At 68.5% G+C, this 15987-nt stretch carries 15 protein-coding genes; 10 read left to right on the top strand and 5 right to left on the bottom strand.

All coding sequences use genetic code 11. The features are described 5' to 3' along the window. Nucleotides 1–4: 4 nt before the first annotated feature. Genes ACKY0W_RS19120 through ACKY0W_RS19105 form a run of 4 tightly spaced genes read left to right on the top strand, consistent with a single transcriptional unit; the run spans nucleotide 5 to nucleotide 3412 of the window. Nucleotides 5–1702: an MCE family protein gene (locus ACKY0W_RS19120; RefSeq protein WP_409435370.1), complete on the top strand. Its 1698-nt coding sequence runs from the start codon at nucleotides 5–7 to the stop codon at nucleotides 1700–1702. Continuing rightward, complete coding sequence (locus tag ACKY0W_RS19115) at nucleotides 1699–2370, top strand: mammalian cell entry protein (RefSeq protein WP_409435369.1); 672 nt, start codon at nucleotides 1699–1701, stop codon at nucleotides 2368–2370. The genes ACKY0W_RS19120 and ACKY0W_RS19115 overlap by 4 nt, the downstream gene beginning before the upstream one ends. Then, nucleotides 2349–2855 carry a mammalian cell entry protein gene (locus tag ACKY0W_RS19110; protein WP_409435368.1) on the top strand — a complete coding sequence of 169 codons (507 nt, stop codon included), beginning with the start codon at nucleotides 2349–2351 and terminating at the stop codon, nucleotides 2853–2855. Before ACKY0W_RS19115 ends, ACKY0W_RS19110 begins: the two co-directional genes overlap by 22 nt. 17 nt (nucleotides 2856–2872) lie before the next feature. Further along, a complete protein-coding gene (locus ACKY0W_RS19105; RefSeq protein ID WP_409435367.1) occupies nucleotides 2873–3412 on the top strand; it encodes a hypothetical protein in 540 nt (179 codons plus the stop codon). 82 nt (nucleotides 3413–3494) lie between these two features. Here ACKY0W_RS19105 and ACKY0W_RS19100 read toward each other — a convergent pair whose 3' ends face one another. Together ACKY0W_RS19100 and ACKY0W_RS19095 are read right to left on the bottom strand one after the other, a co-directional pair. Then, nucleotides 3495–5063 carry a trehalose-6-phosphate synthase gene (locus tag ACKY0W_RS19100; RefSeq protein WP_409435366.1) on the bottom strand — a complete coding sequence of 523 codons (1569 nt, stop codon included), beginning with the start codon at nucleotides 5061–5063 and terminating at the stop codon, nucleotides 3495–3497. Next, the gene (locus ACKY0W_RS19095) at nucleotides 5064–5237 is read right to left on the bottom strand and encodes a hypothetical protein (protein ID WP_109403096.1); all 174 of its coding nucleotides are present in this window, start codon (nucleotides 5235–5237) and stop codon (nucleotides 5064–5066) included. A gap of 99 nt (nucleotides 5238–5336) precedes the next feature. Here ACKY0W_RS19095 and ACKY0W_RS19090 point away from each other — a divergent pair, with 99 nt between their 5' ends. After that, on the top strand, nucleotides 5337–6269 hold the full coding sequence (locus tag ACKY0W_RS19090; protein ID WP_409435365.1) for an enoyl-CoA hydratase: 933 nt from the start codon (nucleotides 5337–5339) through the stop codon (nucleotides 6267–6269). Between the two features lie 159 nt (nucleotides 6270–6428). Continuing rightward, nucleotides 6429–7307 (top strand): SDR family oxidoreductase, encoded by an 879-nt coding sequence (locus ACKY0W_RS19085; protein WP_409435364.1) that lies wholly within the window; start codon nucleotides 6429–6431, stop codon nucleotides 7305–7307. Nucleotides 7308–7327: 20 nt separating this feature from the next. Here ACKY0W_RS19085 and ACKY0W_RS19080 read toward each other — a convergent pair whose 3' ends face one another. Then, on the bottom strand, nucleotides 7328–8203 hold the full coding sequence (locus tag ACKY0W_RS19080; protein ID WP_409435363.1) for an NAD(P)-dependent oxidoreductase: 876 nt from the start codon (nucleotides 8201–8203) through the stop codon (nucleotides 7328–7330). Between the two features lie 61 nt (nucleotides 8204–8264). Here ACKY0W_RS19080 and ACKY0W_RS19075 point away from each other — a divergent pair, with 61 nt between their 5' ends. Then, complete coding sequence (locus ACKY0W_RS19075; protein ID WP_409435362.1) at nucleotides 8265–9125, top strand: SDR family oxidoreductase; 861 nt, start codon at nucleotides 8265–8267, stop codon at nucleotides 9123–9125. Nucleotide 9126: 1 nt separating this feature from the next. Here ACKY0W_RS19075 and ACKY0W_RS19070 read toward each other — a convergent pair whose 3' ends face one another. Beyond that, nucleotides 9127–10143 carry an Lrp/AsnC family transcriptional regulator gene (locus ACKY0W_RS19070; protein WP_409435361.1) on the bottom strand — a complete coding sequence of 339 codons (1017 nt, stop codon included), beginning with the start codon at nucleotides 10141–10143 and terminating at the stop codon, nucleotides 9127–9129. 98 nt (nucleotides 10144–10241) lie between these two features. On the opposite strand from ACKY0W_RS19070, the gene ACKY0W_RS19065 reads away from it, so the two are divergent. Beyond that, the gene (locus ACKY0W_RS19065) at nucleotides 10242–11672 is read left to right on the top strand and encodes a M28 family peptidase (RefSeq protein WP_409435360.1); all 1431 of its coding nucleotides are present in this window, start codon (nucleotides 10242–10244) and stop codon (nucleotides 11670–11672) included. Continuing rightward, nucleotides 11669–12682: an alpha/beta hydrolase gene (locus tag ACKY0W_RS19060; protein ID WP_409435359.1), complete on the top strand. Its 1014-nt coding sequence runs from the start codon at nucleotides 11669–11671 to the stop codon at nucleotides 12680–12682. Before ACKY0W_RS19065 ends, ACKY0W_RS19060 begins: the two co-directional genes overlap by 4 nt. 42 nt (nucleotides 12683–12724) lie before the next feature. Here the strand turns inward: ACKY0W_RS19060 and ACKY0W_RS19055 are convergent, their stop codons facing one another. Continuing rightward, entirely contained in the window at nucleotides 12725–14962 is a 2238-nt protein-coding gene (locus ACKY0W_RS19055; RefSeq protein ID WP_409435358.1) for a molybdopterin-dependent oxidoreductase, read from the bottom strand. A gap of 178 nt (nucleotides 14963–15140) precedes the next feature. On the opposite strand from ACKY0W_RS19055, the gene ACKY0W_RS19050 reads away from it, so the two are divergent. Beyond that, nucleotides 15141–15986, top strand: coding sequence for a histidine phosphatase family protein (locus ACKY0W_RS19050; RefSeq protein ID WP_409435357.1), 846 nt, complete (start codon nucleotides 15141–15143; stop codon nucleotides 15984–15986). Nucleotide 15987 lies beyond the last annotated feature (1 nt).

The raw sequence follows: 15987 nt of genomic DNA, 5'->3' as shown, positions 1-15987 counted from the left end.
TACGATGCTGACCCGCCTCGTCCGAATTCAGCTCGGGATCTTCGCCGTGGTCACCGTGCTCGCCGTCGGTGCGATCTCGATCCTCTATCTGCATGCGCCGAGCCGGCTGGGCATCGGCACCTACAAGGTGACGGCCGACTTCATCGGCGGCGGCGGTATCTACAAGAGCGCCAACGTCACGTACCGCGGCGTGACCGTGGGCCGGGTGGGCGACGTCCGCCTCACCGACCACGGTGTCGACGCCGAAATGCGGCTCAACAGCAGCACCAAGATCCCTGGCAACGTCACCGCCACCGTCAAGAGCATGTCCGCGATCGGCGAGCAGTACATCGACCTGGTGCCGCCGCCGGAGACCACGGCAGCCGCGGCGCTGCGCAACGGCGCGCGCATCGGCCAGGACCGCACCGCGATCGGCCAGGACATCGCCGGATTGCTCGACCAGGCTCAGTCGTTGGTCAACAGTGTCGCCAACAGCCGCCTTCGTGATCTGCTGCGCAGCGCGTTCGACGGGTTCAACGGCTCCGGGCAGGAGCTGGCCCGGATGATCGCCTCGTCGCGGCAGCTGATCGACGAGGCCAACGCCAACTTCGATGCGACCTCGAAGCTGGTCGACCAGGTCGAGCCCTTCTTGGACGCCCAGATCCGCGGCGGCGATGGCATCAAGAAGCTGGCCCGGTCGCTGGCGGCGGTCACCACCGAGGTGCGCAACGCCGACCCGCAGCTCCGCGAGGTGCTGCAGACGCTGCCCAGCGTCGCCGACGAGGCCAACACCACGTTCGACGGAATCCGCGCTTCCTTCCCGACATTGGCCGCCAGCATCGCCAACTTCGGCCGGGTCGGGGTCATCTACCGCAATTCCATCGAACAGGCGCTGGTGGTTTTCCCCGCGCTGATGGCGGCGCTGATCACCGTGGCCGGCGGTGTGCCGATGGAAGAAGGCGTGAAGCTGGACTTCAAGATCGACATGCACGACCCGCCGCCGTGCACGGTCGGCTTCCTGCCATTCACCGAGATGCGAACACCGGCCGACGAGACCGTGCGCGAACTGCCCAAGGATCTGTACTGCAAAGCCGCGCAGAACGACCCGTCTGCGGTCCGCGGTGCGCGCAACTACCCGTGCATGGAACATCCGGGTAAGCGGGCGCCGACCATCCAGCTCTGCCGCGACCCGCAGGGCTACGTCCCGGTCGGCAGCAACACCTGGCGCGGCCCGCCCGTCCCGTATGACACCCCGATCACCGATCCGCGGATGCTGACGCCGATGAACAAGTTCCCCTACATCCCGCCGTCGACGGACTACGACCCCGGCCCGCCGGTGGTGGCACTGCCGCCGGGTGTGCCCGCCGGCCCCGGTCCGGCGCCCAACCCGCCGTTCCCGCTGCCATACCCGCCGAATCAGCTCGGACCCAACCCCCCGGCGCCGTGGCCCTACTACGCGCCACCGGACCAGAACCTGCCGACTGGCCCCGGGGGCAACGGTGGCCTGCCCGCCTACGGGCGTGACTCCGCGCCGGGACCGGCTCCCGCGCCCGCTCCGGGTCCGCTGCCCGCCGAGGCCAACGGCGTCGCCTACAGCAGCTACGACCGGTCCGGAAAGTTCGTGGATCCGGCCGGCAACAGCGGAGTGTTCGTCTCCGGCTCCGACAAGTGGCTGCCCGCGGAGAACTGGGCTGATCTGATGCTCGCGCCGAGGCAGACGTGACGGGACCCGACGACGCGAAGGTCCGGCGCCGGGCCTCGCGAGCCGCGGGCCCAGCGGGTGATACCGCCGAAACAACGCCGGCCACGGTACGGATTCCGGCACCCAGCAAAGCCGCCGTACGGGCGGTTCGGCCGGCGGGACCGCCACCGCGCCGGCGGCCCAACGCCCGCAAGACCGCGCAACTGGCGGGCGCCGCCGGGCTGGCGGCATCCGTCCTACTGGGCGGGATGGTCGGCGCGCTCGCGCTGCAACACCGGCATGCCGACGCGACGCAGCAGCGGGACCAGCGATTCGTCGACGCCGCGGTCCAGACCGTGCTGAACATGTACACCTATACGCCCGACACCATCAGCTACCAGGTGGACCTGTTCGTGGCAGGCACCAGCGGCCCGCTGCGCGACACGATGGCAGCCAATTCCGAGAACCTCAAGGCGCTGCTGCGGGAGACTAAGCACAGCTCCGAAGCCGTCATCAACGCCGCGGCCCTCGAAAGCGTCGACAACATCGCTGCCAACGCGTCGGTGCTGGTGGCGATGCGGGCCACGGCCACCGATGTCGATGGCGTCAACAAGCCGTCGCAGCCCTACGCATTGCGGGTGATCGTGCACGAAGACGACGCGGGCAATATGACCGCCTACGACCTCAAATGGCCGGACGGCAGCCGATGACGCGCCAGTGGATGTGGCTTGCGGTCCTGGTCGGGGTGCTCGGCGCGTTCGTGGGTCTGGGTGCCGCGGCGGGATCGCTGTACTGGAGCCGGGTCGAGGTGCGGGGTGAACAGTCGGCCCGTACCGAGTTGGTCCAACTGGCGAAGGACGAGATCCCCAAAGTTCTCGGCTACGAGTACAAGACGGTGGAAGGCAGCCTGACCGAGACGTACTCGATGTTCACCGGGGACTACCGTCGCGAGTTCGAAGCCCGGGTGGTCAACGACATCATTCCGCAGGCCCGCGCGCAGCAGTTGGTGAACCAGGTCGACATCGTCGGCATCGCCGCCTTGCCGTCGCATCGGACTTCCGGCTCGGTGCTGGTGTTCGTCAACCGCACCGTGACGGGCAAGTCCAAGGAGAAGTACTACGAGGGCAGTCGTCTGCGGGTGGACTTCCGCAAGATCGACCGCAAGTGGCTGATCAGCAATATTGTGCCGATCTAGCTGAAAGGATGAGCACCATGGGCAAACTCGTACGTGGTCTGGTCGCCTTGGCTGCGGCGATGACGGCAGCCACCGGGCTGGCAGTCCAGGCCGGTGCCGACGACGATGCGATTCCAGAAGGCACGGTCGAGGGCGTCTACACCTACAACGACGGTGCGAAGACCGCGACCTGGACGATCTATCCGCTGTGCGTCCCGACCGTCGGTGACGGCCGAGTGCCACTGCACCTGGCCGTGGGCTGCAAGCTGCAGGTCGAAAGCAACGGGCCGCCCGGACAGGCCGGGGCCTACCGGCTGTCGAACGGCCAGTGGACCTACAAGACGCCGCTACTGGCGGGCACCCGATGCTCCGATGGCAGCACCGCCGGCAGTGACGAGATGTACCAGTTCGACACGTCTCTGCACGGTACCTACACCACTGCGCACAATGCGGTGTGTGGGCTGCAGCCCGGGTTGAGCAAGCGCGCTTTCACGCTGACGTTCGTCTCGCCGCTGCCGAACCCGGTCATCCACTACCCGCTGAACTGCCAGGACAACCCGCAGCACCTGTGCAGCTAGCGTCGATCGCAAGCGCGGCGTCAGCCGGGGCGCTGGGGGGCACCACCCGCTTGCGGGGGACGGGTCGGCGCCGTCGGCTGAGCTACTCCGCCGAGTCGGCCAGCGCGCCGAGGAACGATCGGGCCCAGCGGTCCACGTCGTGGGCCAGCACCTGACGGCGCAGCGCACGCATCCGTCGGCGGCCTTCCTCGGGGGTCTGGTTGACCGCTGCCTCGATGACGTCCTTGACGCACTCCAGATCGTGTGGATTGACCAGGTAAGCCTGGCGTAATTCCGCTGCCGCACCGGTGAATTCGCTCAGGACCAAAGCGCCGCCCAGGTCGCTGCGGCAGGCCACGTATTCCTTGGCGACCAGATTCATCCCGTCGCGCAGCGGGGTGACCAGCATGACGTCGCTGGCCACGAAGAAGGCGATCAGCTCGTCGCGGGGGACCGGGCGGTGCAGGTAGTGCACCACCGGATGGCCGACCTCGCTGTACTCACCGTTGATATGGCCGACTTGACGTTCGATGTCGTCGCGCAGGATCTGGTAGCTCTCCACCCGTTCCCGGCTCGGAGTCGCCAGCTGCACCAATACGGTGTCGTCCCGTTTGGCGCGTCCCTCGGCCAGCAGCTCGTTGAACGCCTTGAGCCGGACGTCGATGCCCTTGGTGTAGTCCAGCCGGTCGACGCCGAGCAAGACCTTGCGCGGATGGCCCAGTTCGGCGCGAATCTCCTTGGCGCGTCGACGGATCCCGCGTTCCCGCGCCTTGCGGTCCAGTTCGCCTGAGTCGATCGAGATGGGGAAGGCGCCGACCCGCACTGTGCGATCGGTCAGCCGCACCTCGCCGAACCGGCTGCGCACCCCGACTGAGCCTCGCGAGGTGACGGCGCCGGCCAGGTTGCGGGCCAAGAACAAGAAATTCTGAGCGCCGCCGGCCAGGTGAAAGCCGACCAGGTCGGCGCCGAGCAGTCCGTCGACGATCTCGGCCCGCCATGGCAGCTGCATGAACAGCTCCACCGGCGGGAACGGGATGTGCAGGAAGAAGCCGATGGTCAGATCGGGGCGCAGATCCCTCAGCATCTTGGGTACCAGCTGCAGCTGATAGTCCTGGACCCAGACCGTGGCGCCCGGCGCGGCAGCTCGCGACGCGGCCTCGGCGAAGCGGCGGTTGACGTCGAGGTAGCGGTCCCACCACTGCCGGTGGTAGATCGGTTTGACGATCACGTCGTGATACAGCGGCCACAGAGTGGCGTTGGAGAAGCCCTCGTAGTACTCGGCGATATCGGTGGTGTCCAGCGGGACCGGATGCAGCCGTAGATCGTCGATGTCGATCGGCCCGTCGGGAGCCTCCAGGCTGCCGGGCCATCCGACCCAGGCGCCGCGGCGCTTACGCAGCAGAGGCTCTAGTGCGGTGACCAATCCGCCGGGGCTGCGCTTCCACGCCGTCGTACCGTCCGGGAGCACCTCGATATCGATCGGCAGCCGATTGGCCACCACGACGAAATCGGACTCGCCGGGCTCATGCGGCGGTCCCAGCTTCGGCTCTCCTTCGTCGAGCCTCGCTGAACCGCCGGGCTCGTGCGGCGGTCCCAGCTTCGGCTCTCCTTCGTCGAGCCTCGCTGAACCGCCGGGTTCATGCGACGTGGCCGGGTCCCCCGACTCCGGCATTTACGCCCCGTTCTTGTCGGGTGTCGCGGGCCCGATCCCCAGCATGGACAGGAACACCCGACACTCGTCGGCGTCCTCGGCATAGGCGGCGACCACTCGCCGGGCCTGGCGCGCGGTGCTGTCGGCCAGCGGTTCCACGTCCTCGATGTCGGCGTGTTCGGATTTAGCAGGCATGCATTGACTCTAGCGAAGTGCGCGCTGTGTCACACCTGGCTCGGGCAGCTCAGGCCCGCCGCCGTAGCCTGTGATGCGAAGACGACGAGGGCGGAGGCAATGGTCACATCGGACACCGCATCGGAGCAGGCTGGCGATACTTCGGATCGCCTGGTCGACTACGAATTGCTGGACGACGGGCGCATCGCCCGGATCTGGCTGAACCGCCCCGACGTGCACAACGCGCAGAATCGCACCCTGCTGGTGCAGCTCGATGAGGCTTTCGGCCGCGCCGAGGCCGATGACACCGTCCGGGTGGTGATCCTGGCCGCGCGAGGCAAGAACTTCTCTGCCGGCCACGACCTGGGTTCGGAGGCCACGTTGCTCGAGCGGCGCCCCGGTCCGGCGCAGCACCCGACGTTCCAATCGCACGGCGCCACCCGCGAGCCGGTCGTGGAGAAGACGTATCTGCAGGAGTGGCACTTCTTCTTCCAGAACACTTGCCGGTGGCGGGACCTGCGCAAGATCACCATCGCGCAGGTGCAGGGCAACGCCATCTCTGCCGGGCTGATGTTGATCTGGGCCTGCGACCTGATCGTGGCCGCGGACAACGCCCGGTTCTCCGACGTGGTCGGGGTGCGCCTCGGCATGCCGGGTGTGGAGTACTACGCCCACCCGTGGGAATTCGGCCCCCGCAAGGCCAAGGAGTTGCTGCTGACCGGGGACTCCCTGGACGCCGACGAGGCGCACCGGCTGGGCATGGTGTCGAAGGTGTTCCCGACCGATGAGCTGGCGGACAAGACGCTGGAGTTCGCCCGGCGTATCGCGAAGCTGCCCACCATGGCCGCGCTGCTGATCAAGGATTCGGTGAACGGCGCCGCCGACGCGATGGGCTTCACCGAGGCGTTGCGGCACGGCTTCCACATCCATCAGCTGGGTCACGCGCACTGGTCTGCCCACAACGAAAACCGGGCCCCGTTGGGGTTGCCGCCTGATGTCGAGGATTGGCGCACCGCCAGGCCCACCGCCGTGGCCCGCCGCGACCAACCCTAGGCGCGCACCGCCTCGGTCTTGTTCTGTCGTCCCTCTTTCGCCGAATGTGTTCTCAGCCCGGGAATTCGGCCCGAATTTCGTGCTGAATGCACGTTGGGCGATGACGGCGCCATGGTTCCATAGGTAGAACCTGTTTCAGTTTCGACGTGAGGGGTCGGTGTGCAGCTTTCCTTTGAAGACCGCAGCTACCTGGTCACCGGTGGTGGCAGCGGTATCGGCAAGGCCGTGGCGGCGGGGCTGGCTGCCGCTGGGGCCGACGTCCTGATCGTCGGGCGAGACGCCGATCGACTGGGGAAGGTAGCCGCAGAACTCGGCGGTTCAGCGAGGCTCGACGGAGGAGAGGTGAAGCTGGGACCGCCGGATGGACCCCGCGGTACGGTCCGTCACCTGCCGACCGACGTCACCGACGAGGACAGCGTGATCGCCGCCGTCGATGCCGCCGTGGCCAAGCACGGCCGGTTGCACGGGGTGGTGCACTGCGCCGGTGGATCACAGACCATTGGACCGATCACCCAGATCGACTCGGAGCTGTGGCGGCGCACCGTCGACCTCAACGTCAACGGCACCATGTACGTGCTCAAGCACGCCGGCCGAGCGCTGGTGCGCGGCGGCGGGGGCTCGTTCGTCGGGATCTCCTCGATCGCGGCCAGCAACACCCACCGGTGGTTCGGTGCCTACGGCCCGACCAAGTCGGCGCTGGACCACATGATGCAGCTGGCCGCCGACGAGCTGGGTGCCTCCTGGGTGCGGGTCAACAGCATCCGCCCCGGCCTGACGCGCACCGAACTGGTCGCCCCGATCCTGGACTCGCCCGAGCTCAGTGAGGACTATCGCGTGTCGACACCGCTGCCGCGGCCCGGCGAGGTCACCGATGTCGCCAATCTGGCGCTGTTCCTGCTCAGTGACGCGGCCGGCTACATCACCGGTCAGGTCATCAACGTCGACGGCGGGCAGATGCTGCGCCGCGGCCCGGACTTCTCATCGATGCTGGAGCCGGCGTTCGGGGCCGACGGGCTGCGGGGAGTGGTCGGGGGTTAGCTGTAACAGCTAGCCGGGGCTCAGAGCCCCGCGTCGCGTTCGGCCAGGGTGGTGATCGCCGACCAGTCCAACTGTCCGCCGCCGTTAGCGATCAGCGTCAGGAAACGGTCGCGCAGCAGGCTGCCCAGCGGCAGCGGCACGGTCAGATCCTCGGCGGCCTGCAACGCCAACCGGACGTCCTTGAGGCCGAGGGTGGCGGCGAAACCGGCCGGTTCGAAGCTCTTGCGGGCGATCAGGTCGCCATAGGTGGCATACGCCGGGGCGTTGAACAGCGTCGAGGTGAGGATGTCGACATAGTTCACCGGATCCACGCCGGCTTTCTCCACCAGCGCGATGGCCTCACCGAGCGACTCGATCACGGTGGCGAGCAGAAAGTTGCCGGACAGCTTCACCAGATTGGCGGTGTACGGCTGCTCGGACACCACAAAGGTCCGCTGGCCGATCGCCTCGAAAAGCGGCGTCACCAAATCCAGCACCGCTGGTGCCCCGGCTGCGATCACGAAGAGCTTTGCCGCCGCGGCGGCCTCAGGTCGGCCGAAGACCGGTGCGGCGACATAGGACTGCCCCGCGTCGGCGTGCGCGGCGGTGAGCCGTCGGGCGAGCGCCACGCTGATGGTGCTCGACGAGATGTGGGTGCCGCCCGGCGGCAACGACGCCACGATGCCGTCCGGCCCGAGCGCGACGTTCTCGACGGCGTCGTCGTCGGCCAGCATCGTCTGCACCACGTCGCCGCGGCAGGCGTCGGCCACCGTGCGCGCCGCCGTGGCGCCCTGCTGGGCCAGGGCGTCTACCTTGGCCGGTGACCGGTTGTAGGCGGTGACGGCGTGGCCTGCCTTGAGCAGGTTGGCGGCCATCGCGTTGCCCATGTTCCCGAGTCCGATGAATCCGACGTGCATGGTGTCCACCTTGCCCTGTATGTCTGTATGACGGAACGCAACGGCCAGAGGAGGACGTCTCGTGGGTGTGTACGCGGTGACCGGGTCGGCATCCGGGATGGGACGCCAGGCGGCGGAGAAACTGCGGGCGGCCGGTCACACCGTGATCGGGGTCGACCTGCGCGAGGCCGACGTCGTTGCCGACCTGTCCAGCCCGACCGGCCGCGCCGCCGCAGCCGAGCAGGTGCTGGCGCAGTGCGGCGGCCGCCTCGACGGCGCGGTCATGGCGGCCGGGCTGGGCCCGAAGCCGGGACCGAGCATGCCCCGGACCATCTTCGAGGTGAACTTCCGCGGGGTGGTGGATCTGCTCGACGCGTGGCGGCCGGCGCTGGCCGCCACCGCCCGAGCCAAGGTGGTGGTGATCGGTAGCAATTCGTCGACCACCATCCCCGCCGTTCCCCGTCGGGCGGTGCGTGCCCTGCTCGCCGGCAAGACGGCACAGGCGGTGCGAACGGTGAAGCTGCTGGGCCCCGCGGCGCCGTCGATGGCCTACGGCGCGTCGAAGATCGCGGTGACCCGCTGGGCGCGCCGGCGCGCGGTCACGCCGGCGTGGGCCGGCGCCGGGATCCGGCTCAACGTGCTGGCGCCCGGGGCGATCCAGACCCCGTTGCTTGACGAGTTGTTGGCGATACCCCAGCAGGCCAAGGCTGTTCAGTCGTTCCCGGTGCCGGTCGGTGGGTACGGCGATCCGGCGCAGCTGGCCGACTGGATGATGTTCATGCTTTCGGATGCCGCGGAATTCCTGTGCGGCAGTGTCATTTTCGTCGACGGCGGCACCGACGCGTACTTCCGCGGTGACGACTGGCCGCGCAGTCTCGGATTGTTGGGAGTGCCGCGCTACCTGCTGCGGTTGAGGTCGTTCACCAAGACGCGTCAGGTGTAGGTCAGTCGCTGCGCACTCGACCGTCCGCATCGAGTAGCCGCCCCTGACGCTTCACCGGGTGCGTGACGGTGGCGCGGTCACGGACCTGCCAGCCGGGAGCCAGGGCGGACGCCGCGGACTCGAACTCCGCCAGGTTGGCCAGGGACACGAATCGCGCCACCAGCACGAGGTTCGCCGGACCGACGACCGTGGCGCAGCGCAGCACCGGTGGAAGCGCGGCTATCGCCCGTCCGGCACCGTGCGGATCCTCGACCTCGACCTCGAGCAGGACGGCCCGACCCGCGCCCACCGCCGGTGCCACGACGTCACAGCCCAACCGGATCGACTGGGTCCGCAATGCCCGATCGAGCAATCGCCGGGCGGTGACCTCGGAGGTCCCCAGGCGTCCGCCGAGGTCAGCCAGACTCATCCGGGCATCTTCGCCGAGGGCTGCGGTCAGGTCGGCGACGACCTCGGGACGTGGTGGCCGCCCGCGGTCGACCGTGTTCGTGTGGGGGCTCGTGAGGTGGGCCTGCTGGGCCGGGGACAACACCCGAAGCCGCCATTGGGCATCCTCGCGGTGCACGGCGGTGAGGAAGACCGTGCGCGCCCCGGTCACGTCGGGGTGTTCGGCGGCGAGCCGTTCGACCTCGTCGTGCAGCGGAGCAAGGCCACGGCCGAGCAGGATCGCGGCGACGGCATCCGTTCCCGCCAGCACGTCGACGGCCAGGACGTCCCCGCGTTCGGCGATCCCGGTCGCCACCGCCGCCGCTGAGCCCGGGCGGCAGGCCAGGCGGACCAGCGTCGCATCGCGATCGGGGGCCAACTGCTGCGCGCTCGGGCGGATGACGAGCCACGCGAGCCGGTCGTCGACGAGTCGCTGCCATCGGCGCGCCGCGGTCGCGGGGTCGATGCCGAGGGCTGCTCCGATCGCACGCCAGGGAGCCCGCGGCCATACCTGGAGGGCGTGAATGAGAGCGAGGTCGATCTCGGCCAGGGGTTCGGGGGGTCGCCACGCCGCAGGCAAGGGCCCATTCACGGGCTCGAGAATAGCGGAATCCTGCATCAACGGTCATTTTTCTGTTAGAAGAGCGCATAATTTCATGTAAAAACGTCGGATCATCTTAAGGTCGCAAGGTGATCCGCACCGACGAACTCGTAGCCACCATCGTCGACCTCGTCGACCTCGCCCCCCGCGCCACCGGCACCCCGGGCGGCGTCGCGGCGGCCGAGTATGTGCGCGACCGGCTGACCGCCGCCGGCCTCGATGAAGTCTGGATCGAGCCGGACGACGCCTTCCGCTGGCAGGCGCCGCGCGTGGGTGTGCGCGTCGGGCATGAGCAGGTGCCCGCAGCACCCGTGCGGCACTGCCAGTTGCCGGCCCACGACGCCGTGGGGGCGTGGTCGGCCGGACCCGACGGGCTCACCGCAGAGGTCGTCGACGCACGCTCCGACCGGGTCGCACGCCACGACGTGCGGGGACGCCTCGTGCTGTTCGATCTGCGGTTCACGATGAGCCAGGCCAGCCTGTTGCCGCTCACCGAGTACGTCCACGATCCCGGTCGGCGGATGCTGCGCCGCGAGGTGCTCACGTCGCGCAACCCCTACGTGACGACGCTGACCCGGGTCATGACGGAGGCGAAGGCAGCTGGTGCCGTCGGCGTGATCGGCGTGCTGGCCGAGTACCCGGAGTCACTGGCCTACCACAACGAGTACTACCGGCGCACGCTCATGGAACTGCCGGGCGTCTGGGTCACCCGTGCCGGCGGCGCGCGGTTGCGCACCCTGTTGCGCGAGGAACCGCGTGCGACGCTCACCCTCGATTCGACCCGCGAACGCGTCCGATCGTCGACGGTCGTCGGCGTCCTGCGGGGCCGCTCCGCCGAGACGATCATGGTGCAGTCGCACCACGACTCGGTCGGTCCCGGCGCCGTCGAGGATGCCAGCGGCACCGCTGAGGTCATCGCCATCGCCGAGGAGGAGGTCGCTCGTGCCCGACGCCACGGCCGCCGCGAGAAGACCCTGATGTTCGTCACCTTCGACACCCACTTCACCGGCTACCAGGCCCACCAACGCTTCGCCCGCCAGTACGCCCTGGACCCGCAGAGCCCCTTCCCGCTGGCCCTCAACCTCACGGTCGAGCATGTGGGCCTGCGGTCTCGTGTCGGCGCCGGTGGCGGGTTCGAGACGCTGCGCGACACCGAGCCACGCGCCTTCTTCGAGAACGTCGGTCCCGCGTTGAAGTGGCAGTTGGTCCGCACCATCCGCCGCCGCGGACTGCACTCCACCTCGGTGCTCAACGCGACGGCCCTGGAGTTCCTCGTCGGCGGCATCCCCACGGACGCCTCGTTCACTCTCGCGGCGGGCGTGCCCACGATCAGCCTCGTCTCGGGCCCCTTGTACCTCTACGACGATGCCGACACCATCGAGCAGGTGGACGTCGACCAGCTCGAGGCCGTGGGCCGGGCCTTCGTCGACCTCATCGATGCCGCCGACCACCGGCCAGCGGGCCGGATCGGCCTCGTCCCGCGGCGTCTACGTCGACTGCTCCCGCGGGGCCGCTGGTGATCGTCGACTCCGTCGCGTTCGGGTCGACGTCGATCGATGGCGAACCGATGACGCAGACCGGACTGGTGTGGCTGCCGGACGGTCCGCCACCGGCATCCGGCTGGCCGGTGGTGACGTACGGTCACATGACGACCGGCGGTTCGGACCGGGCCGCGCCGAGCCTGGCCACGACTGGCCATCCCGAGTCGCGCCGCATCCATCAGGGTGACGCGTTCGTCTCGCGGCTGGCCGACGCCGGCGCGGTGGTCCTTCAACCGGACTACGAGGGCCTTGGCAGCCCCGGCCCGCACCCGTACCTGCGCGGCGCCTCCCTCGGGCGCAGCGTGCGTGACCTGCTGGCGTGGGCCCGCGAGCAATGGCCGCTCGACGGTCGGTGGATCAGCGCCGGCCACTCCGAGGGCTCGCTCGCGGCGTTGCACGCGGTCGCGGTCGGACCCGTCGAGGGGTTCGACCTGCGCGCCGTGGTCGCCTTCACGCCCGTGACCCGGATGGGCCAGACGATCGGGGCAGCCCTGCGACTGCCGGTCGTGCTGCCCGGATTTCAGGTGGTGACGGCGCTCATCGCCCTGATGATCGACGGCGCAGCGACGACGAGGGAGCCGTTGCGGACGTTGTTGGCGGACGGCGGGCTGAGCCGCGAGGCGCTGGCCCGATGGCCGCACCTGGGCGACCGCAGCCTGAGCGAGCTGTGCAAACGGGATTCCTTCGGCGCGCTCGCGCCTCGCGCCCTGCTGGGGCCGCGGGGCGCCGAGGTGCGCCGGCACCTGCTCGACTCGTTCCGGACCGACGAGGTGGCCGACCTGCGTCTGCCCGCCGGCGTTCCCCTGCGCATCGACGCCGGCCGGTTCGATGAAGTGGCGCCCTTCTGGCTCTCCCACCGCCTGGCCCGGTCGCACCGTGGACGCGGCACCGATGTCGAGCTGCACTGGTGGAACGGTATGCACTCGCGCACCGTCGATCTCGCCGCGGCGGACGCCGCGGATTGGTGTCGGGGGAAGCTCTGGCAGTGACGGACCGTCGCAAAGACGGTTGCGCCGTCCTGGCCGCAGGCCTCAGGCCCGCTGGACGCTGACCGGGATGCCGTTCACCGCGCCGTTGCCCGACGGTTCGTCGATGAACGTGGGCGGCGCCAGGATGTTGTTGTTCACCCCGGGAGAGCCGTTGGCCACCGCCAGGCGGGTGCCGGCGCGGCCGTGACCCCAGCCGTGCGGCATCGACACCACGCCCGGCTTGATGGCATCAGTGACCTCGACGGGAACCTCGACGCGCCCGGTCGCCGACGCGACAACGGCGGTGTCCCCGGTGCGCAGGGCGCGTGCCGCGGCGTCGTCGGGGTGGATCAGCAGCGTGCAGCGGTCCTTGCCCTTCATCAGCGGCCCGAAGTTGTGCATCCAGGAATTGTTGGAACGCAGGTGGCGCCGGCTGACCAGGACCAATTCATCGGACTCCCGCTCCAACCTCGCCGCCAGCCGCGGCAGGTCGTCGAGCAGATACTGCGGTGCCAGCCGAACCTTCGCCTCCGGCGTGGTCAGGATTTCGGGCACCTGCGGCACCATCGGGCCGAAGTCGATGCCGTTGGGCTGGGATTTGACCATATCCAGCGTCAGACCGTCGGGCTTCTCCCCGTAGCGGTCGCCGAACGGCCCGGTCCGCAGGGTCAGGTCGAGGATCCGCTCCGGGCCGCCGTGGTCGTACTGCGCGCGGATCTCCGGCCCGGTCAAGCCCTGCAGGTAGCAGAGGACGTCGAAGAAGCCGTCGTCGAGCGCGGTGACGTCGACGTCTTCGGCCGGCGTCCCCGTGCACAGGCCGGTCAGCCGGATCAGAATCTCCCACTCGTCTGGGCGGTCGGGGTCCTCGGGGACGAACACCGCCGGTGAGTAGTTGCTGATGCTGCTGATCGCGAATTGCAGCAGCAGGTCGTCGTGATGCGGTTGCTCGAGCGGCGAGAGGCCGGGCAGGAACACGTCGGCGTGCCGCGTCGTCTCGTTGAGCCAGCAGTCCACCGCGATCATCGCGTCCAGCCTCGGCAGTACCGCGTCGAGGTCGTGACCGGCCGGGCTGGACAGCACCGGATTGCCCGCGACGGTGATCAGCGCTTTGACCTGTCCCTCGCCCGGGGTGGCGATCTCTTCGGCCAGGCATGACACCGGGGTCTGGCCCAGCACTTCCTTGGCGCCGCGGACTCGGCTGCTCCACCTGCCGAACTCGGGCCGACCGCCTTCTAGGCCGGGCAGTTGCTGTGTGGTCAGCGACCACGCTGTGGCGCGCGGGAACATCGCGCCGCCCGGGGTGTCGAAATGTCCGGTGAGGATATTGACCACGTCGACCAGCCAGCTGGCGAGAGTCCCGAACTCCTGCGTGCACAAGCCGATTCGGCCGTACACCACCGCCTTGTCAGTGGCGACAAGTTGTCGCGCCAACCCGCGGATCCGATCGGCACTGATCCCCGTCGCCGGGGCCACGCGCTGAGGCGGCCAGTCCGCGGCGATCGCCCGCAACGTGTCGACACCATCGATGTACTCGCCGGCGACGCCCAGCCGGACCAGGTCTTCGTCGAACAAGGTGTGGATAACCGCGAGCAGCAGTGCTGCGTCGGTACCCGGCGTGATCGGCAGCCATTCGTCTGCCTTGGCGGCGGTCGCGGTGCGCACCGGGTCGATCACGATCACGGTGCCACGGCTGCGGATGTCGCTGATGATCGCGTTGATGTTCGGCGCGGCCAGCAGCGAACCCTGCGACACCGCCGGGTTGGCGCCCATGATCACCAGCAGGTCAGTGCGTGCAATGTCCGGGACCGGGATAGCCCACCAGCTTCCGTACATCAGGTGGGAGGTCACGTTCTTGGGCCACTGGTCCACCGTGCCCGATGAGTAGCTGGTCGGGATGCCGGACATTCCGAGCAGCATCCCGATGTAGCGGCCCAGGGAGAACGTGTGCGCAGTCGGATTGCCGACGTAGGAACTCACGGCAGCGATGCCGTGTTCGGCGATGATCGGTTGCAGCAGTTCGGTGCAGCGGCGAAACGCGGCATCCCAGCTGACCTGGCGCCACTCGCCGTCCACCTTGATCATCGGCACTCGGATGCGATCCGGGTCCTCGTGGACCGCGCCGAGCGAGGCGCCTTTCGGGCAGAGGTGACCGCGGCTCCAGACGTCGTCGCGATTGCCGCTGATCCGGACGACTCGACCGCCGTCGACGTGAATCTCTAAGCCGCACATGGCTTCACAGAGCGGACAAGTGAGCAGGTGGCGACCGTCTTCGCCGGTGTCGGCCAATGACCCAAGCGTCATGTCGGCGATGTTAGGAGCATCGCGGTCAGGACGGCTGGGCTCGTCCCGCTCAGTGGACAAACTCTATTATCCCATTCACTGAGACAACTGGTTCTTTCCTCACGTTTCCATCAGCTAGCGTCCGGCGCTGTGAGTCCGATCACAGCCCAGCGCTGAAACGCTAGAAACGGAGACTGCCATGCCTCACGTTGTCGCCCGCTCTTTGATCACCGCCGGTGTCGCCCTGGCAGGCGCCGGCATGGTCGCCGCCACCCCGGTAGCCGCACCACAGCCGGGGTCCACGGTCGCGGATGTTCGGCTCACCGCCGGTGGGGCCCAGGACATCCTGCTGGAGTTCGTCCGACATGGCACCTCGACGGACAACGTGAATCTCATCAACGGGACCCTCGCGCCCGGGGCGCACCTGACCGGTGACCCGTATCCGGCCGCCTACAACGGGCAATTTCAGGCAGAACAGGTCGGGCAGCAACTCTACGACCAGTACGGTGCGACGGGTGTGGACGGGATCTTTGCATCCGGGCTGGTCCGCACCCAGGAAACCGCCGCTCCGTTCGCCGATCTGATGGGCATGAACGTCACCAACCTGTCCGGCCTCAACGAGATCAGCGCCGGCATTTGGGAAGGCATCCAGGCGTCGACCGGGGATGAGTTCAAGAACATGGCCTTCATGTATCTGGCTGCCCCGATCGCGTGGACCTACGGGCTGTATTGGGTGCCGCTGCTGGGCTCCTCGGACTACAACGGGATGGCGTTCGAGGACCGCTTCAGCGGGGCCGTTCAACAGATCTACGACACCAGCATCAACGCCGACGACCCCACCTACCAGGATGTGGCGTTCTCGCATGGCGCGGCGATCATGGCGTGGGTGCAGATGAACGTCGACAATCCCGACCCTTCGCTGATCTGGACCCATCCGCTGACTAACACCAGCCAGGTGGTGCTGGAGGGCAACCCCACCGACGGCTGGACGCTGGTCAGCTGGAGACGGCCGCAGCAGGTTGCCGACCTCGCCGCCGCGATTTGAT

Source organism: Mycobacterium sp. SMC-14 (assembly GCF_046250075.1).
Classification (GTDB): domain Bacteria; phylum Actinomycetota; class Actinomycetes; order Mycobacteriales; family Mycobacteriaceae; genus Mycobacterium.
Note: the sequence above shows the minus strand (reverse complement) of the source record. Positions and strands in the feature narration are given on the sequence as shown.